Source organism: Pseudomonas sp. Tof1 (assembly GCF_055390395.1).
This window is the reverse complement of record NZ_AP024344.1, coordinates 818,498-836,585: the sequence shown is the minus strand read 5'-3', so window position 1 is coordinate 836,585 and position 18,088 is coordinate 818,498. Positions and strand designations below refer to the sequence as shown.

The window sequence follows — 18,088 nt, the reverse complement described above, 5'->3', positions numbered from 1 at the left end:
CGCTGATAAGATCCTTCACTCATTCCTACATGAAATCGCCATGCCGTTGCCACTGATCTATCACGACGACTACAGCCCCGAGTTTCCGCCGGAGCATCGTTTCCCCATGGACAAGTTCCGCCTGCTGCGCGATCACCTGGTGGACAGCGGCCTGACCAGCGACCCGGCGTTGCTGCGCCCGCAGATCTGCCCTGTGGATATCCTCGCCCTGGCCCATGACCGGGACTACATCGAACGCTACATGGCCGGCGAACTGTCCCGTGAGGACCAGCGCCGCCTCGGCCTACCCTGGAACGAAGCCCTGGCCCGGCGCACCGTGCGGGCGGTCGGCGGCTCGCTGCTGGCCGCCGAACAGGCCCTGGAACATGGCCTGGCCTGCCACCTGGCCGGCGGCACCCATCATGCCCACTACGAGCACCCGGCAGGTTTCTGCATCTTCAACGACCTTGCGGTGATCAGCCGCTATTTCCTCGAGAGCGGGCGCGTGGACCGGGTGCTGATCTTCGACTGCGACGTGCACCAGGGCGACGGCACCGCCCGCATCCTTGAAGACACTCCCGAAGCCATTACGGTTTCCCTGCATTGCGAGAAAAACTTCCCGGCGCGCAAGGCCCGCAGTGACTGGGACATCCCCCTGCCCATGGGCATGGGCGATGCCGACTACCTGCGGGTGGTGGACGATGCGCTGAACTATCTGCTGCCGCTGTATCAGCCGGACCTGGTGCTGTATGACGCCGGTGTCGACGTGCACAAGGACGATGCCCTCGGCTACCTGCAACTGACCGACGAAGGCGTCGCGGCCCGCGACGAAAAGGTCCTGCGCCACTGCCTGGGCCGTGACATCCCGGTGGTCGGGGTGATCGGCGGCGGCTACAGCAAGGACCGCCAGGCCCTGGCCCGCCGCCACGGCATCTTGCATCACAGTGCACAGCGGGTCTGGACGTCATCAGGCTGTCATTGAGTTGTGCAGGCTTACCCACAATGCCTGTGGAACCGCCTGTGGATAACCTGCGTGAAAGGCTGCACAGGCCTTGCAGAGCAAGGCTCACAGGTGGCTGTATGTTTTTCGTACACATGCCGATGCCGTGCCGGTTCGATCGATGTGTGCAAGACAGGAGGGTCCTGCCCCGCACCGCCCACCCCACATAAGGCTGTGGAAAAACGTAGAATACGCGCCCCCATCCAGCCGATTCGCAGGCCGCCATGACCCGTCCAGCCCCCGATACTCCTTCCCGCGTCGCCATCATCGGCGGTGGCCCCGCCGGCCTGATGGCCGCCGAGGTCCTGAGCCAGGCGGGTATCCAGGTCGACCTGTACGACGGCATGCCCTCGGTCGGACGCAAGTTCCTGCTGGCCGGCGTCGGCGGCATGAACATCACTCATTCCGAGCCCTACCCGGCCTTTCTCTCGCGCTACGCCGAACGTGCACCGCAGATCGCGCCGATGCTGCGGGCGTTCGGCGCGGATGAACTGCGCGAGTGGATTCACGGCCTGGGGATAACCACCTTCGTCGGCACCTCCGGCCGGGTTTTCCCCAGCGACATGAAGGCCGCACCGCTGTTGCGCGCCTGGCTCAAGCGTCTGCGCGAGGCCGGGGTGGTTATCCACACCCGCCATCGCTGGACCGGCTGGCAGGACGGCAAGCTGGTTATCCACAGCCCGGACGGCGAAAAGCTCGTCAACACCGACGCGACCTTGCTGGCCCTCGGTGGCGGCAGCTGGGCCCGGCTGGGCTCCGACGGTGCCTGGCTGCCGCTGTTGGCACAGCATGCGGTCGGGGTTGCGCCGTTGCAACCGAGCAACTGCGGCTTCGAGGTCGAGGCCTGGAGCCCACTGCTGAAGGACAAGTTTGCCGGCGCGCCGCTGAAGAACGTCGCTATCGGGCTGCAGCACGACGCCCTGCGCCTCGGCGAGTGCGTGATTACCGTCAGCGGGATCGAAGGCAGCCTGATCTACGCCTTGTCCGCCGGGATTCGCGAACAGATCAATCAGCACGGCTCGGCCGTGATCGAGATCGACCTGCTGCCCGGCAAGACCCGGGAACAACTGCGCAACGCCCTGGCCAAGCCACGTGGCTCGCGCTCGATGGCCAAGCACCTGCACAGCCAGGTCGGCATCGACGGGGTCAAGGCGGCGTTGTTGCGTGAGCTGACGGATGCTGCCTGCTTCGGCGACCCCGAGCAGCTGGCAAACGCGATAAAGGCCCTGCCATTGAAGTTGGTAGCGCCCCGCCCGCTGGACGAGGCCATCAGCAGTGCCGGTGGCGTGAGCTTCGAAGCGATGGATGAGCGCCTGATGCTCAAGGCGTTGCCGGGGGTATTCTGCGCCGGCGAAATGCTCGACTGGGAAGCGCCGACCGGCGGCTACCTGCTGACCGCCTGCTTCGCCAGCGGGCGGGTGGCGGGGAAAGGCATGCTGGAGTGGCTGCGGCGCCAGTCCTGAAGTCTGACGACTCGATGTTCATGATCGCTCCCACGCGCCGCGTGGGAACGATCGGAAGATCAGGCTCAGGGCTTGCGCTTGCGCGGCCCGGTATTGAACGCCGGCACCTTGCGCACCGGTTTGACCGGCGGCGCCACGTCCTCCGGTTTCTCGCCACTGTCCACCCAGCGCCCCAGGTTGCGCTTGCCACCGCCCGATTCCTTGGGTTTCTTCGGCTTTTTCGGTTTCTTCACCACGTTGCCGGCCCCGTCGGTCTGCGGCACCCGGTGATCCGGCTCGAAACCGGCCTCGTCCTGCCGCTTGAGGGTCTGGCGGGTCAATGTCTCGATCGCCGACAACAGGTTCACTTCATCGGCACACACCAGGGAAATCGCCTCGCCGGTGGAACCGGCACGACCGGTGCGACCGATCCGGTGCACGTAGTCCTCGGCGACGATCGGCAGGTCCAGGTTGACCACCAGCGGCAGGTCCTCGATATCCAGGCCACGGGCCGCGACGTCGGTCGCCACCAGAATCTGCACTTCGCCCTGCTTGAAGCTGTCCAGCGCCCGTTGCCGGGTCGCCTGCGGCCGGTCGCCATGGATGCCGTCGGCACTCACGCCCAGTCCCTGGAGCTTTTCCACCAGTTGGTCGACGCCGTTGCGGGTCTTGGCGAACACCAGCACCTGTTTCCACTTGTTCTTGCGCAGCAGGTGCACGAACAGTTCCGACTTGCGCTTCTTGTCGACCGTCACCACCCACTGCTTGACAGTGCTGGCCGCCACGTTGCGCGGGCTGACCTCGATGCTCAGCGGATTGTTCAGCGTCTGCCCGGCGAGCAGGCGGATGGCGTCGGAGAAGGTCGCCGAGAACAGCAGGGTCTGGCGCTTCTTCGGCAAGGCCCGGTAGATGTTGCCCAGCTCTTCCTGGAAACCCAGGTCGAGCATGCGGTCGGCCTCGTCCAGTACCAGGGTCTGCAACTGGTTGAACTTGATGGCGTTCTGGCGAAACAGATCGAGCAGGCGGCCCGGAGTCGCCACCAGCAGGTCGACGCCGCGGCGCAGCTTCATCATCTGCGGGTTGATGCTGACCCCACCGTACACCGCGTAGGTACTCAGCGGCAGGTGCTCGGCGTACTGGCGAACGCTTTCGTGGACCTGCTCGGCCAGTTCGCGGGTCGGCACCAGGATCAGCGCGCGCAGCGAGTTGGCGGCGACCTTGGGGCCCTCCATGGCCAGCAGTTGCAGCAGTGGCAGGGCGAAACCGGCGGTCTTGCCGGTACCTGTCTGGGCCGCGGCCATCAGGTCGCGGCCGGCCAGTACGGCGGGAATGGCCTGGGCCTGGACCGGCGTCGGCTCCTTGTAGCCAAGAGTGTCCAGGGCCCGGGTCAGGGGTTCGATCAGGCCGAGAGTGGCGAATGTCATGCAAGTACCATAAAAAAGAGCACCGTAGGAAAAGAGTCAGCGCAAGAAGCCATGCGCGGCAGTTTAACCTGTCAGGCCCCTTTCGGCTTGCGCCACTGCGGCAAACCGATCAGCACCACGGCACTGATGATCACCGCCATGGCCAGGCATTCGTGCCAGCCGATGTGCTCGTCGGCGAACAGGATGCCCAGCAGCACCGCCACCGCCGGGTTGACGTAGGCATAGCTGGTGGCCGCCGCCGGACGGACATTCTTCAGCAGGTACATGTAGGCGTTGAAGGCGATGATCGAACCGAAGAACACCAGGTAGGCCATGACCACCCAGCCTTCGACGGAGGGCATGTGGGCCAGGCGCTCGCCGCGGGCAAAGCTGGCCAGCAGCAGCACCACGCCGGCCACCAGCATCTCCGCCGCGCTGGCCATGCCGCCGGGCGGCAGTGGCAGGTGCTTGCTCCACACCGAACCGAAGGACCAGGTGGCGGCCGCCAGCAGGATAAGGCCCGCACCCAATGGGCTGCCCTGCAGGTTGGAGCCCATGTTGAGCAGAGCGATACCGATCAGCCCGAGCACGATGCCGGCCCATTCGAGACGGGTGGCGCGGCCCCCCAGAAGTAGCCGCACAGCAGGGTGAACAGCGGTACGGTGGCGACCGTCAGCGCGGCAATCCCCGAGGCTACGCCGATATGCTCGGCCAGGGTCACCGCACCGTTGCCGAAGGTCAGCAGCAACACGCCGATCACCGCGGCGGCCTTCCACTGCTGCCAGGTCGGCGCCGGCACCCCGCGCCAGCGCTGGTAGGCATACATCAGGGCACCGGCGATCACGAAACGGATCCCGGCCATCATCAGCGGCGGCCAGGACTCGACGCCAATGCGGATCGCCAGATAGGTCGACCCCCAGATGAAATACAGCGCGAAAAAGGCACCGATCAACGGTAGCGGAAAGCGGCGAGGGGCAGGCATGGGAGGCTCTGGGCAGGACAAGGGAAAGCTATTCTAGAAAGGCCTTCGGTAAATAATAAGTTACAAAACCGCGTAATCACGCCGGTACACTTTCTAAATCATGGATATCACGGGTATAAACCGTGATTTCGAAAGTCGGCCTTGCGGAGACCCTGCAGATGGATAAATACGACCGTTTGATCCTCGGTGCTTTGCTGGAAAACGGCCGCGCCTCGTTCGCCGAACTGGCGCGCAAGGTCAACCTGTCGGCCCCGGCGGTGGCCGAGCGGGTGTCGAAGCTGGAGAGCAGCGGCGTGATCACCGGCTACCAGGCCAAGGTCGACCTGGACAAGCTCGGCCTGCCGATCCGTTGCGTGATCGAGTTACGGATGAACCAGCATGGCAAGCAGCAGATCTACGACGATCTGGCGCAGATCCCGCAGATCACCGAATGCCATCGGGTCACGGGCGACCCTTGCGTGATCATGCAGGCAGCGGTGGGCTCGATGGGCGAGCTGGAGGACCTGATCAACCGGGTGGCCCAGTTCGGCCTCAGCAAGACCTCGGTCGTGCTGTCCAGCGCCATCGAGCCGCGGGTGCCACTGGGGCACTTGGAAACCAACGGCAATGGCAAGGCCAAGGGCTGACAAGACATGGAAGCTGGCTCCAGCTTGTGGTGATCGGACCAGGGGGATGTGGCGATCAAGCTTTTGTGGCGAGCGGGCTTGTCGGGACGCCGCACCGCCGCGCTGGGGCGCAAAGCGGCCCCGAAACCAGACAACCGAGAACGCCCAGGCCACTGAGGTGTCCGGTTTTACGGCTGCTTCGCAGCCGAGCGCGGGCAAGCCCGCTCGCCATAGAGTCATTCAGGTCAGCCCCTCACCAGAGACAACCACTCCCAGCCACCGGCACCACCTGCGGCATGTCCCGCAGGCGGATCCAGGGCTCCTTGCGCCAGTGCAGCAGGCTCAGTGCCCCTCCTTGCCACTCCAGCAAGCCCAGGCTCGGCGCCTGGGTCTGAGCCGGTTGCGGCTGGTCGCGCAACATCGGCAGCACCTGGTGAGTCAGCCACTGGCGCAAGTGGCGGTTCTCCGGCAGGTAGTGATAGACCAGCATCGCATAGACACCGGACTCGCTGATCATCAGATGTTCCTCGGGGCCGCTGTTGCCCTGCAGGTTCAGGGTACGACGCTGATCCGGGTCGAGCTTGACCGCCTTGCGCTCGTGCCACTCGATCCCCATCAACCGCCCGACATCACGGGCGCAGAACCAGGCTTCGTCATGCAGGAGCAAGGCGCGGAGTTTCAGGTGGTGGCGGTTAAATATCTGCGGTTCGAAGGCCATGTTGGCTGCAGGTCCAAGCTGCCCTGACGCACCAGAAGCAGTGCCGTTATCAAGAAGGCCTTGTATGGTTTCAGCGAGACGTTCGAGAATGACTTTTCCCATTTTGGAACACTCCGAGAGATTCAAGGAGCTGCCATGTAAAGCCTTCCTACGGACTTGGGTGGCAGCCGTACGCGGGGTAGGAACCGAGCTCTCTCGGACACTCGGCCACGAATCAACGTGCCCGCGCACGGCCACCATAAAGGGCACACTGGCTAAAGAAGCCAGCGAGTATGGTGGATGCTCAGTATCGAAAGAGTCAATTGCAAGGGTTCCTACGCCCTGTCACCGATTTGGCGATGACGCGGAAAGGCTAGCGGCGATACACCACACGGAAAAGACAGCACATGTCGCCACCAGAAGTACGACATTTCCCAAAGTCGGGAAAATAGCCGTAGGTACCGTGCAGGCTTATCCATCTCCCCATACTATCCCTATCTCTGCAAATGGCTGATGGCTGATGGCTGATGGCTGATGGCTGATGGCGAGGAGTTTGCCCAGAATCTTACGAGCGGTTCAAATTCGGACTGAATTAGGTTCATACTAGTCAAGGATCATCCGGCCCAGCCTGATACTCCAACACACCGCTCGCACCTCGATGGAGACAGTCGCTCATGCGCGTCGAGACAATCAGCTACCTGAAAGCACATGCGTCCGATCTGGACCTTCAAGAACCGATGATCGTTACGCAAAACGGCAAGCCGGCTTATGTCGTCGAATCCTATGAGGATCGAGTTCACCGGGATGAAGCCTTGGCCCTTGTCAAGCTACTGGCTATCAGCTCTCGCGAATATGCCGAAGGCAAGTTCCTGACGGCTGACGAAATGCGCGCTCGTAGAGCCAGAAAATGACCCGTACGGTTTTCACCCACGCCGCCATCCGCTCGATCGACATGCAGGAACTCCATCTGGCCAACAAGGTTGGCCATCAAGCCGCCTCAAAGTACTTTGGTGAACTGGAAGATAAAGTAGAAAACCGACTCAACGACCACCCGGAATCCGGACAGCTCTGCCTGCAAGCTGCGGAACTGGGGCCATTCAGTATCGAGAACTGAATTACAATCCTTATCGGGTTATCTACAGCCATGACGCCGCCAGCGACACAGCCGTTGTGCACCTGGTATTGAATCAGGCACAAAACGTGAGGGATTGGCTGGTGCATTACTGCCTGATTAAAGATCTCGATTAACACGACTCAGGGCAACACTCATCCTGGTTTGACTCAAACACCCCGATACCGCTTCAACTGCTCCCCCACCTTCGCCGCCGGCACTTTCTGCAGCTTGCACAACAGGTCATGGGACAACTCCCGCAGCCCGTGCTTGTCACGCAATTCCCCAACCATATGCGCCAGCAGGTTCGCCGCCATCTCGGCATCGGCCATGGCCCGGTGCGCCTTCCCGGTATTGGGCAACTGTGCATAGGTGGTCAGGGTGCCGAGCTTGTGGTTCGGCGCCGCCGGCATCAGGCGGCGCGCCAGCAGCAGTGAGCAGGCAAAGTTCTGCAGGCGGGTGCGTTTGATCCGCGACAGCTCGTAGTCCCAGAACTTCTGGTCGAACGCCGCATTGTGCGCCAGCAGCGGCGTGACGCCGACGAACTGGTTGACCTCGTTCATCACCTGCTCGGCCGATGGCGCCGTGCGCAGCATGACGTTGCTGATGCCGGTCAGTTGTTCGATGAACGCAGGCACTCGCACACCGGCATTCATCAGGCTCTGGTAACGGTCGACGATGCGCCCTTCTTCCAGGATGACCACGGCGATTTCCGTCGCCCGGCAACTGCTGCTCGGCGAGATCCCGGTGGTTTCAAAGTCGATGACCGCAATACGTTCCAAAAGCCCTGCCCTTTCAATAATCGGTTGTTCAGTTTTTCAGCAGCAACGCGCCTTCGATCGGCACGTAGCGGCTCGCTGCGCGAATCAGCGAATTGGCGGTCAGCCCTGGCACACCATAGGCCACCGCGTCGACCCCGTGCCTGGCGATGATGCGTTCGAGCAGCAGGTCGAAGTCGCCATCGCCGGAAGCCAGCACCACTTCATCGACATTCGGTGCCGCATCCATGATGTCGAGGGTGATGCCCACGTCCCAGTCGCCCTTGGCCGAACCGTCGCTGCGCTGGATGTACGGCTTGAGTTTCACCGTGAAGCCCAGGTTGCGCAGGATCTGCTGGAATTGCTGCTGCTTGCTGTCGCCGCGGTCGATCGCATAGGCATAGGCCTCGACGATTTCCCCACGCCGGCTGATATCGGCCCACAGGGCGGCATAGTTGAAATGGCAACCATAGGCCTGGCGGACGGTGTAATAGAGGTTCTGCACATCGGCGAACACAGCGATTTTCTTCACCGCGAATCCTCATGGCGCAGACGCGCACTGGCGGGCTGACGGACACTCGAAAGCGAGCAGACGCTCAGTATGCCAGCATGGGGCAAGATTCCGCGAACAATCGCCACCTGCGCTTCGTCCGCGAATGGCCGGGAAGACGGCCTTCCGTAGGGGGATAAGGGTAGTCCGGGGCACCCTGGCGCCCCGGATTGCGAGGGATCAGACGTAGGAGTCGTCGTCAGAGAAGGCGCTGTCGTCGCTGTCGAGGAAACCGCCCTGGTCGTTATTGCCCCAGGCGTCGTTGTTGGCCATGCGCTGCTCGTCGCCCCAACCGCCACCATTGCCCCAGCCATCGTTGTTGCTCATCGGCGCGGGCTCGATGATTTCCTCGATGATCTGCGGCTGTTGCTGGTTGTGGTGGAACAGGCTGCTGATGCCTTCGGCCAGCATCACGCCACCGGCCACGCCCGCGGCGGTTTTCAGCGCGCCACCGAGGAAGCCGCTGCCGATTGGCGCGGCCGGAGCCGCCTGCTGTGGTGCGTAGCTGGGTGGAGAGTTGTAGCTCTGCTGCGGCTGGGCGTTGAAAGCTGGCCGCGCCGGCTCACGCCAACCGCCACCCGAGCTGGCAGGGGCCGGAGCCGGGGCCGCTTCGCGATTGCCACCGCCGAAGAGGCTCGACAGGAACCCGCCGCTGCTCTGCGCCGGTGCCGCGCCCTGGGCACGGGCCTGCTGCAATTCGGCCTGAAGCTGCTGGACCTGGGCCTGGAGTTGCTTGTTCTGCTCGTCGAGACTCTTGATCGCGTGCTCCTGCACCAGGATCGATTGAGTCATGTAGTACGGCGCAGCCGGCTGGCGCGTCAGATGCTCCTTGATCCGCGCCTCGGCCTGGGCGTCACGCGGGGCTGAATCCTTTTCGGCTTGTTGCAACCGTGAAAACAGTCCATCGATCAGGGTTTGCTCTTCGCTATTCATGGCGACCTCATCAGATTGCCGGGTAGAAATCGGTCGTCCGGGCCAACACTGGCAAGGACGTACATCAGTTATGGGGTTGTTGCAGGAAGTTTCAATGATCCTTACGCAACGTTTACATTTGAGTGTCGGCCAGCCGCATCGGTTAAAGTGTCCCCTTGCTTTGACCTTGATAGCGACCCCATGACTCCGTTCACCGTACTGCGCGACTCCCTGTATTTCTTCCGCCGCAACCTGGGCCGGATCGCCGGGCTCTGCCTGCCCCTGATAGTGCTCGAAACGGCGCTCCAGCACCTGCTGGACAGCGCCATCGGTCCCGACGCCCCACCCACCTACGACCTGCTGGCCGGGCTGGTGGTCTACCCGCTGTACACCGCGGCACTGATCCTGTTCCTCGATGCCCGTACCCGCGCAGAAGCACCCGCCAATCGCGTGCTGCTGGCCGCGGCCCTGAGCCTGTGGCCACGCATGGCCCTGCTGGCGGCGACCACCACCGTGGCGACCGTGCTGGGTCTGTCGTTGTATTTCCTGCCCGGCATCTGGCTGACCGTGGTCCTGGCGTTCGCCGAATACCGGCTGGTGCTGAACAGGAGCGAGCCCCTGCGGGCGATGAAGGAGAGCTTCAATCTCAGCCGTGGGCATTTCTGGCTGATCTTCACCTGCATCCTCTGCGTCATGGCGCCGCTGTGGATACTCAAGGGGATCACCGCCAACCTCTACCCGGAGCCGCAGAACCCGCTGCTGACGCTGGTCATCGACAGCGCCCACAGTTTTTTACAACTGTTCACCAGCGTCGTGCTCTTCCGTTTGTATATGCTGATCAGCGAAAAGCCTGGCCGGGACTGACCGGACAGCCCTTAGGGAGCGGGGTTAACCGCTGACAAGGCTGTCGGGTATGCTCCCACATCAACTGCAACGTCATAAGCCGCGCCCATGACCCGTTTATTACGTTACACCGTTCTGAGCCTCGTCCTGATCGCCGCCCTGCTCGGCCTCGCCCTCTACAGCCTGACCTGGCGCCCCGCCGACAAGGAAACCCTGCCCGTCAGTTGCACCGCCCAGGCGCCGGTGCTGGTCGCCGGCCAGGCGCTCAAGGTGATGACCTGGAACGTCCAGTACCTGGCCGGCAAGCGCTACGTGTTCTGGTACGAAACGGCCGACGGCAACGGCAAGGATGAACGCCCGACGCAGGCCGACATGGCCTTCAGCCTCGATGAAGTCTCGCGGGTGATTCGTGACGAGCAGCCGGACCTCGTGCTGTTGCAGGAAGTGGACGACAACGCCAAGGCCAGCGCCTATCAGGATCAGCTCAAACTGCTCCAGGAACGGGTCGCCGACCTCTACCCGTGCAGCACGCAGGCCTTCGACTGGAAAGCCGATTTCGTGCCCAACTGGCATATCCTCGGCAGCGTCGGCCGCAAGCTGGCGATTCTCAGCCGCTACCAGGTCGAACATGCCGAGCGCCTGCAACTGCCCCTCGGCCCGGCCAACCTCATCGCCCGCCAGTTCCAGCCCCGCCCGGCACTGCTGCTCAACTACCTGCCGATGAGCAATGGCGATCAACTGGCGGTGATCAACACCCAGCTGGCGCCCTTTGCCCAGAACGATACCCAGTTGCGCCAGGTGCAGGCGACCACCCATCTGCTGGACAAGCTCGAAAGCCAGGGCACGCCCTGGCTGATCGGCGGCGATTTCAACCTGCTGCCCCTGGGCCAGTATCTGCGCCTGCCGACGCAGTTGCGCGGCGGCTATTCGGCGGACAGCGAACTGCACGTGCTGTGGGACAAGTACCCGATGATCCCGAGCAACAATGAAGCCAGCGGGATCGACCGCGAGCAGTGGCTGACCTTCTATCCGAACAACCCCGCCATCAGCGGCCCGGACCGCACGCTGGACTACTTCTTCTACAGCGCGAAGATGCGCCGGGTGCAGGCACAGGTGCGCCAGGACGATACGCTGAAGATCTCCGATCACCTGCCGCTGGTGGCGCGGTTTCTATTGCCGGCCGGGCACTAGCGGCCTTCAGTGCCCTCAGTGGGTCGCCGCCGGTTTGGCGTCGATCCGCACCCGCATCAGCCGGTAGGGTTTTTCCCGCTTGTCCTGCCCATCATGGAAACCGGGCGAGCGATGCAGCTGGTTGGCGGTGAAGTAAAGATAGCCGTCCGGCCCGATCGACAGGGTGTCCGGCCACTGCGCCCGCGGGTCCTGGACGATGGTCTGCCAGCGCCCGTCGGGCAGGCGCTGGCGGATGGCGTCGTGTTCGTAGTCGCCGGCATACACCGAACCGTTGGCGTCCGCCTCGAGGCCGTCCGAGGCGCCCTTTTCCCCCAGGTCGACGACCGCCTTCTCCAATTCGGCCTCGCTCACGCTGGCGTCGCGCAGCAACGCGGTCGAAATCGAATAGAGGTGCCGGCTCGACAGCGGGCAGAAGTACAGGGTCTGGCCATCGCTCGACAGGGCAATGCCGTCGGAGGCGACCTTGAGGAAGCTGTTCCCCCCCTGGGCGTCACGGGTGATCAGTGCCGGCTTGCCCTCGATCACCGGGACGAAGGACGGGTCGACCGAAGTCGACTTCGCACCGCTCAGGCGCCGGCTGGCGTTGCCAGTGGCAAGGTCGACCACGATGATCCCGCCGGGACCGCTGACGGAAGAGTCGGTCACATAGGCGACACCGGCCTGGCCGACGCGGAAGTCGAAGCGCACATCGTTGACGTAGGTACTCGGCAGGATGACGCTGGCGGGGAACACCAGCGTCTTCACCACCTTGTTCGAGGCCAGGTCGATCGCCACCAGCTTGGCGCCCCCGGCCCTGGGTCGGGAAAACCCGGGAGCGGCGGTGTCGAGCACCCAGAGCCGGCCACGGCCATCGGCGACCACGCTCTGCACGCTGATGAAGCCGGCGGCGGGGTCCTTGGGATCGGCGGTATTGATCGACCGGTTCGGGTAGGCGACCAGCTTGCCGTCGACGATTTCCGCCACGGTGAATTCGACGTTGTCACCCCAGCGCGGGAAGTTGACGAAGATCCTTCCGGTTTCGCTCACCGTCACCCCCGTCGGCATGGCGCCGTCGAACGCGTAGACCTGTTCGAGAGCGGCCTTGCCGGTCGGCGTGGCGGCCTGCTCGGCGAAAGAGAAAGCGCTGGCGGAAATGGCCAGCGCGAGGCTTGCAACCTTGAAGAGGGTTTTCATTTTCGATTTCCTGGACTTCGAACTGACACTGCCGGGAGCCCGCCACCTCATCAGAGGTTGGCACCGACAGAATGGGAGTGGTGTCAGGCTATCCGTGCCGCTCAATCGGAAAAACCGCCCGATCGGGGCAAGACCTTCAATGTTTCATTGAAAATGCTGGGGCACCTGCCGGAACACGGCAGGTGCCCACCCACTCAGGCGACAGGAATCGGGTTGTCGACCAGCGACAGGTTGAACTGGTGGATCAGCTCATGCTCGCCCTGGCCCTGGTTGGCACGCAGCGGCACGACCCGGTCCACCAGCACTTCGGTGGTCGCGGTTTCGAGCTTGACCAGGGTTTCGCGGATGAACTCGTCCAGCGGCATGGCGCGCTCGTCGCCGCTCTTGTGGATCAGGTCGGTGTCCACCCACGGCGGCGCGATTTCCAGCACCTTGACGCTGGTATCACGCAGGGCGAAACGTTGCGACAGCGAGTAGGAGTGGATCGCGGCCTTAGTCGCCGAGTACAGGGCCGTGGCCGCCAGTGGCAGGTAGGCCAGTACCGAACTGTTGTTGATGATGTACGCCTCGGGCTGGCGCTTGAGATGCTCGACGAACGCCGCGCTGATCCGCACCGGGCCGAGCAGGTTGGTTTGCAGGAGGCCTACGGCCTGCTCATCGTCATAGTCACCGGAGCCAGGATTGTCGAAGGGCATGATGCCGGCGTTGTTGATGACCACGTTCAGCGACGGATGGCGGCGAATGACTTCCCCGGCGACCGCCTTGATCTGCTGCGGATCGTTGATATCCAACTGGATGGTGTCGATCCCCGGGTTGGCCCGGGCGATCTCGTCCAGCAGGGCCTGGCGCCGGCCGGCGATGATGACCTGGTTGCCACGCTGGTGGAACGCCTCGGCCAGGGCCCGGCCGATACCCGAGGTGCCGCCGGTGATGAAGACAGTGTTTGCGCTGAGTTTCATGGGTCGTGTCCTTCTCAATGAACGGGGATCAGTTGGCGCTGTAGCGAGGCGCCAGGCGGTTGCTGGAAAGCTGGCTGAACAGGGCCTGCCGGCTGGCTTCGTAGTGTTCGAACGGTTGCAGGTCATGCAGCGACGGAATGGAAATCAGCACATCCCGGTCGAAGTCCTGCAGGGCGCCGTCGACCAGGTCGGAGGCCGACATCACGATGCCCGGGTCGAGGTTTTCCAGCGGCAGGCCGCCGATCTGCCAGAAGTCGGTCGCGGTCGCCCCGGGCAGGACGGCCTGGACCTTGATGCCCTGTGCCGACAGCTCCTTGTGCAGCGACTGGCTGAAGGCGGTGACATACGCCTTGCTGCCGCCGTACACGCCATTGAGCAGTTCCGGGGCCAGGCTGACGATCGACGAGATATTGATCAGTGCGCCCTGCCGGCGGGCGATGAAGCCCGGTACCGCGGCGTAGGTCAGGCGGGTCAGCGCGGTGACGTTGAGGCCGATCATCTCGGCCATCCGCTCCACGTCGCTTTCCAGCAGGCTGGTGTGGGTGCCGATCCCCGCATTGTTCACCAGCAGGGTGATGCTCGCGTCTTCGCGCAGCTTGCGCTCGACCCGGGCCAGGTCCTGCGAGTCGGCCAGGTCCGCCGGGAAGACTTCGACGTTGCGCTGGGTGTCGGTGGTGATGCGGCTGGCCAGCATGTTGAGGCGGTCACGGTTGCGGGCCACCAGCACCAGGTCGTAACCGCGACGAGCCAGGCGCTCGGCATAGATGGCACCGATTCCGCTGGAAGCGCCGGTGATGAGGGCGGTGCCTTTGTGTTCCTGAGTCATGTTGCTGCTCCGTCATGTGTGGGGGACTGGAGCCATGATGCGGAAAACCGACTATGTCTTAAACGACGTATATGGTAGTTTTTCAGGACATCAGAACAGGAGCATTGCCATGCACCGAGTGGGCTATCTGCTGACCGAAGGTTTTCAGGTCATGTCCCTGGCGACCCAGGCGGTTTTCGAGTTCGCCAACATAGTCGCGGGGGAGCCGGTCTACCGGATCCAGAACTTCTCCCTGGCGGGAGGCCTGGTGCGCTCGTCCCTGGGCATGCAGATCGACACGCTGGCGCTGGGCAAGCCCGGCCTCGCCGACAGCTGGATGGTGGCGGGCACCCTCGAGCCGCTGACGCCACCAGACGCGGGCGTGCTCGACAGTGTGCGCGGCTTCACCGAAAACGCCCGGCGCACGGCGGGGATCTGCACGGGTGCCTTTGTCCTGGCCGCAGCGGGCGTGCTCGACCATCGTCGCGCGACCACGCACTGGGCCTATGCCGCGGACCTGCAGGCGAACTACCCGGACATCGAGGTCGAGGACGACCGGATCTACATCGTCGATGGGCCGGTATGGACCTCCGCCGGCATGACCGCCGGGATGGACATGACCCTGGGGATGGTGGAGAAGGATCTGGGGCCCGAGCTCGCACGGTCGGTGGCACACCGCCTGGTCATGCATCAACGCCGCTCCGGCGGACAGTCGCAGCACTCCGAACTGCTGTCGCTGTCCCCCAAGTCGGACCGGATTCAAAGCGCCCTGGACTATGCCCGCCAGCACCTGAGCCGCCCGTTGAGCGTCGAGGAACTGGCCGAGGTGGTGCACCTGAGCCCGCGGCAGTTCACCCGCGTGTTCACCGCCGAGACCGGCCAATCGCCGGCCAGGGCCGTGGAGAGCCTGCGGCTGGAGGCGGCGCGGTTGATGATCGAGCAGAGCCGCCACAGCCTGGATGTGGTGGCCCGGGAAACCGGCTTCCGGGACCGGCGTCACATGCGCGAGGTGTTCATCCGCGGCTTTGGCGTGCCGCCGCAGGCGGTGCGGCGGGACGCCCGGCGGGTTGGCTGAACAGACGCCGATCACGCGCCTGCAGGTGGGCGGTGTCGGGTGGTTATTTGCGCGGCTTGGCCCGCGCCGTCGCCTCGGCCACCAGCGGATCATCCGGCCAGTAGTGCTTGGGGTAACGCCCCTTCAGATCCTTCTTCACGTCGGCATAGGTGCTGCGCCAGAAGTTCGCCAGATCCTGGGTCACCTGCACCGGCCGTCGCGCCGGAGACAGCAGGTGCAGCTTCACCACCTGCCGGCCGCCGGCCACCCGCGGCGTCTCGGCCAGCCCGAACAGCTCCTGCAGGCGCACCGCCAGGATCGGCGGCTGCTCGCTGTAGTCCAGGCGGATCGACGAGCCCGACGGCACGCTCAGATGGTGCGGGGCCAGTTCGTCCAGGCGCTGCGGCAACGGCCACGGCAGCAGGTTGTGGACGATGCTCGCCAGTTCCAGGTTGGCGAAGTGGCTGAGCCGCGAAACCCGCCCCAGGTAAGGTGCCAGCCAGTGCTCCAGGCTCGCCAGCAGGGCCGGGTCGCTGACGTCCGGCCATTCGCTCTCGCCCTTGTCCGCCAGGTCAAGCTGGCGCAACAGGGCCACCCGCGCCTGCCACTGGCGCAGTTCCGGCGTCCAGGGCAACAGTTCGAGGCCCTTGCGCCGCACCAGGTTGACCAGCGCCTGGCTGCGGGCGCTCTCGTCCAGGCCGGTCAACGGCTCGCGACTGAGCACCAGTTCGCCCACCTTGCGCTGGCGTTCGGCACGCAGCACGCCCTCACGCTCATCCCAGTCCAGTTGATCGACAGTGCTCACCTGCTCGGCCAGCACCGTGTCGAACAGAGCGGGGTCGAACTCGGCCGCCAGGTAGATCCGCTCTTCGCGCTGCCCCTGGCGACTGCCGAGGTCGGCGATCACCAGCCAGGGCTGCTTCATCAGACTGTCGGTTTCGCTGAACATCGCCGCGCGGCCGTTGGCCAGGCGATATTCCGCACCACCGACGCGGCGCTGCTGGGCGACCCGGTCCGGGTAGGCCAGCGCCAGCAGCGCACCGAGCCAGCGCGAATGCTCGGGATCGGCCACCGGCTCGGTCGCCTTGCCGCGCAGGTAACCCCGGTATTGCCGCGCCAACTGCCGGGCGCGCTGCACCCCGCCCTGTCCACCGCGGGCCACCCGCTCCTCACCCGCCAGCAGGGCCAGGCGGCTGTGCAGGTCGGCACCACCGCCACGCTGGATATCGCGCTCGCCGAGCAGGGCCGCGACATCGCAGGCCATGTTCGCCAGACCCAGCGCCTGGCCACGCAACAGCAGGTGGGCGATACGCGGATGCGCCGGCAGCTCAGCCATGGCCTGGCCATGGCGGGTCAGCGTCGGTGCCTCGCCCGGCCTAACCGCCAGGGCCCCCAGGCGCTGGAGCAGGTCGCGGGCCTGGGCAAACGCCGCGGCCGGGGGCACATCGAGCCAGACCAGTTGCTCGACCGCCACGCCCCAGCGCGCCAGTTGCAGGGCCAGCCCGGCCAGGTCGGCCTGGAGAATCTCGGCGCTGCCGTAGGCCGCCAGTTGTTCATGCTGGGCCTCGGACCACAGCCGATAGCACACTCCCGGCTCCAGGCGCCCGGCCCGGCCGGCACGCTGGGTCGCACTCGCGCGGGAAATGCGCTGGGTATCCAGGCGGGTCATGCCGCTGCCCGGGTCGAAGCGCGGCACCCGCGCCAGCCCGGCGTCGATCACCACCCGCACGCCGTCAATGGTCAGGCTGGTTTCGGCGATGTTGGTCGCCAGCACCACCTTGCGCTTGCCCGCCGGGGCCGGCTCGATGGCCGCACGCTGGGCCGCCAGGTCCAGCTCGCCATGCAACGGGCAGAGCAGGATCTCCGGGCGGCTGCCCAGGGCTTCCTCCAGTTGCTGATGCACGCGGCGGATCTCAGCCTGCCCCGGCAGGAACACCAGCAGGCTGCCGCTTTCATCGCTGACCGCTTCGTGCACCGTCTGCACCACCCGCGGCTCGATGAACTCGCCGGGCTGGAAAGGCCGCCCCCAACGGGTCGCCACCGGGAACATGCGGCCCTCGCTGCGCACCACCGGCGCGTCCCCCAGCAGGCTGGACAGGCGCTCGCCCTCCAGGGTCGCCGACATCAGCAGGATCTTCAGCGGCTGCTCGTCACGAAACATCTCGCGACCATTGAGGCTCAGGGCCAGGGCCAGGTCGGCGTCCAGGCTGCGCTCGTGGAACTCGTCGAAGATCAGCAGGCCGACGCCCTCCAGGGCCGGGTCATCCTGCAGGCGCCGGGTCAGGATACCTTCCGTGACCACTTCGATCCGCGTGCCGGGGCCCACCTTGCTCTCCAGGCGGATACGATAACCCACGGTTTCGCCGACCTTTTCCCCCAGCTCCGCCGCCAGCCGCTCGGCCGCCGCACGGGCCGCCAGGCGCCGAGGTTCGAGCATCAGGATGGTTTGGCCGGCCAGCCACGGCTCGTGCAGCAGCGCCAATGGCACCCGGGTGGTCTTGCCCGCGCCGGGCGGGGCTTCGAGCACGGTTTCGTGGCGTTCGCCCAGGGCCTGGCGCAGGGCAGGCAAAACTTCATCAATCGGCAAGGAAATCATGGTGGCTCCAGAACAGGCCGCCGAGTAT

Annotated in this window: 17 protein-coding genes and 1 pseudogene; 8 read left to right on the top strand and 10 right to left on the bottom strand. The window is 64.7% G+C overall.

Annotation, left to right across the window (positions count from 1 at the left end; genetic code table 11):
• The first annotated feature begins 40 nt into the window (after nucleotides 1-40).
• Both ACZ5KU_RS03770 and ACZ5KU_RS03765 read left to right on the top strand, forming a co-directional pair.
• Nucleotides 41-961 (top strand): histone deacetylase family protein, encoded by a 921-nt coding sequence (locus tag ACZ5KU_RS03770; RefSeq protein ID WP_464736848.1) that lies wholly within the window; start codon nucleotides 41-43, stop codon nucleotides 959-961.
• 242 nt (nucleotides 962-1,203) lie between these two features.
• Nucleotides 1,204-2,442 (top strand): TIGR03862 family flavoprotein, encoded by a 1,239-nt coding sequence (locus ACZ5KU_RS03765; protein ID WP_464736847.1) that lies wholly within the window; start codon nucleotides 1,204-1,206, stop codon nucleotides 2,440-2,442.
• A gap of 65 nt (nucleotides 2,443-2,507) precedes the next feature.
• Here the strand turns inward: ACZ5KU_RS03765 and ACZ5KU_RS03760 are convergent, their stop codons facing one another.
• Together ACZ5KU_RS03760 and yedA are read right to left on the bottom strand one after the other, a co-directional pair.
• Nucleotides 2,508-3,845, bottom strand: a complete 1,338-nt coding sequence (locus ACZ5KU_RS03760; protein ID WP_054063750.1) for a DEAD/DEAH box helicase — start codon at nucleotides 3,843-3,845, stop codon at nucleotides 2,508-2,510.
• Nucleotides 3,846-3,916: 71 nt separating this feature from the next.
• Nucleotides 3,917-4,806 (bottom strand): annotated as a pseudogene (gene yedA / locus ACZ5KU_RS03755) (drug/metabolite exporter YedA).
• A 158-nt stretch (nucleotides 4,807-4,964) separates the two neighbouring features.
• Here yedA and ACZ5KU_RS03750 point away from each other — a divergent pair.
• Nucleotides 4,965-5,432: an Lrp/AsnC family transcriptional regulator gene (locus tag ACZ5KU_RS03750; protein WP_054058690.1), complete on the top strand. Its 468-nt coding sequence runs from the start codon at nucleotides 4,965-4,967 to the stop codon at nucleotides 5,430-5,432.
• A gap of 232 nt (nucleotides 5,433-5,664) precedes the next feature.
• Here ACZ5KU_RS03750 and ACZ5KU_RS03745 read toward each other — a convergent pair whose 3' ends face one another.
• A complete protein-coding gene (locus tag ACZ5KU_RS03745) occupies nucleotides 5,665-6,129 on the bottom strand; it encodes a BRO-N domain-containing protein (RefSeq protein ID WP_054058684.1) in 465 nt (154 codons plus the stop codon).
• Between the two features lie 653 nt (nucleotides 6,130-6,782).
• Here ACZ5KU_RS03745 and ACZ5KU_RS03740 point away from each other — a divergent pair.
• A complete protein-coding gene (locus tag ACZ5KU_RS03740; protein WP_054058683.1) occupies nucleotides 6,783-7,019 on the top strand; it encodes a type II toxin-antitoxin system Phd/YefM family antitoxin in 237 nt (78 codons plus the stop codon).
• On the top strand, nucleotides 7,016-7,222 hold the full coding sequence (locus tag ACZ5KU_RS03735; RefSeq protein WP_464736846.1) for a hypothetical protein: 207 nt from the start codon (nucleotides 7,016-7,018) through the stop codon (nucleotides 7,220-7,222). The genes ACZ5KU_RS03740 and ACZ5KU_RS03735 overlap by 4 nt, the downstream gene beginning before the upstream one ends.
• 167 nt (nucleotides 7,223-7,389) lie before the next feature.
• On the opposite strand, the gene ACZ5KU_RS03730 is transcribed toward ACZ5KU_RS03735, so the two are convergent.
• The 3 genes from ACZ5KU_RS03730 to ACZ5KU_RS03720 all read right to left on the bottom strand — a co-directional run bounded on the left by ACZ5KU_RS03730 (nucleotide 7,390) and on the right by ACZ5KU_RS03720 (nucleotide 9,460).
• On the bottom strand, nucleotides 7,390-8,001 hold the full coding sequence (locus tag ACZ5KU_RS03730; RefSeq protein WP_464736845.1) for a 3'-5' exonuclease: 612 nt from the start codon (nucleotides 7,999-8,001) through the stop codon (nucleotides 7,390-7,392).
• Between the two features lie 28 nt (nucleotides 8,002-8,029).
• Nucleotides 8,030-8,509 carry a LabA-like NYN domain-containing protein gene (locus ACZ5KU_RS03725; protein WP_054058680.1) on the bottom strand — a complete coding sequence of 160 codons (480 nt, stop codon included), beginning with the start codon at nucleotides 8,507-8,509 and terminating at the stop codon, nucleotides 8,030-8,032.
• A 198-nt stretch (nucleotides 8,510-8,707) separates the two neighbouring features.
• On the bottom strand, nucleotides 8,708-9,460 hold the full coding sequence (locus tag ACZ5KU_RS03720) for a DUF2076 domain-containing protein (RefSeq protein WP_464736844.1): 753 nt from the start codon (nucleotides 9,458-9,460) through the stop codon (nucleotides 8,708-8,710).
• Between the two features lie 180 nt (nucleotides 9,461-9,640).
• On the opposite strand from ACZ5KU_RS03720, the gene ACZ5KU_RS03715 reads away from it, so the two are divergent.
• Nucleotides 9,641-10,303, top strand: a complete 663-nt coding sequence (locus ACZ5KU_RS03715; RefSeq protein ID WP_464736843.1) for a YciC family protein — start codon at nucleotides 9,641-9,643, stop codon at nucleotides 10,301-10,303.
• A gap of 87 nt (nucleotides 10,304-10,390) precedes the next feature.
• Nucleotides 10,391-11,473, top strand: a complete 1,083-nt coding sequence (locus tag ACZ5KU_RS03710; RefSeq protein ID WP_464736842.1) for an endonuclease/exonuclease/phosphatase family protein — start codon at nucleotides 10,391-10,393, stop codon at nucleotides 11,471-11,473.
• Between the two features lie 15 nt (nucleotides 11,474-11,488).
• Here the strand turns inward: ACZ5KU_RS03710 and ACZ5KU_RS03705 are convergent, their stop codons facing one another.
• The 3 genes from ACZ5KU_RS03705 to ACZ5KU_RS03695 all read right to left on the bottom strand — a co-directional run bounded on the left by ACZ5KU_RS03705 (nucleotide 11,489) and on the right by ACZ5KU_RS03695 (nucleotide 14,431).
• A complete protein-coding gene (locus tag ACZ5KU_RS03705) occupies nucleotides 11,489-12,646 on the bottom strand; it encodes an L-dopachrome tautomerase-related protein (RefSeq protein WP_054058676.1) in 1,158 nt (385 codons plus the stop codon).
• Between the two features lie 194 nt (nucleotides 12,647-12,840).
• A complete protein-coding gene (locus tag ACZ5KU_RS03700; RefSeq protein ID WP_054058675.1) occupies nucleotides 12,841-13,605 on the bottom strand; it encodes an SDR family oxidoreductase in 765 nt (254 codons plus the stop codon).
• Between the two features lie 28 nt (nucleotides 13,606-13,633).
• Nucleotides 13,634-14,431: an SDR family NAD(P)-dependent oxidoreductase gene (locus tag ACZ5KU_RS03695; protein WP_054058674.1), complete on the bottom strand. Its 798-nt coding sequence runs from the start codon at nucleotides 14,429-14,431 to the stop codon at nucleotides 13,634-13,636.
• Between the two features lie 109 nt (nucleotides 14,432-14,540).
• On the opposite strand from ACZ5KU_RS03695, the gene ACZ5KU_RS03690 reads away from it, so the two are divergent.
• On the top strand, nucleotides 14,541-15,485 hold the full coding sequence (locus ACZ5KU_RS03690) for a GlxA family transcriptional regulator (protein ID WP_054063746.1): 945 nt from the start codon (nucleotides 14,541-14,543) through the stop codon (nucleotides 15,483-15,485).
• Between the two features lie 43 nt (nucleotides 15,486-15,528).
• On the opposite strand, the gene hrpB is transcribed toward ACZ5KU_RS03690, so the two are convergent.
• Nucleotides 15,529-18,060: an ATP-dependent helicase HrpB gene (gene hrpB, locus ACZ5KU_RS03685; RefSeq protein WP_464736841.1), complete on the bottom strand. Its 2,532-nt coding sequence runs from the start codon at nucleotides 18,058-18,060 to the stop codon at nucleotides 15,529-15,531.
• Between the last annotated feature and the right edge of the window lie 28 nt (nucleotides 18,061-18,088).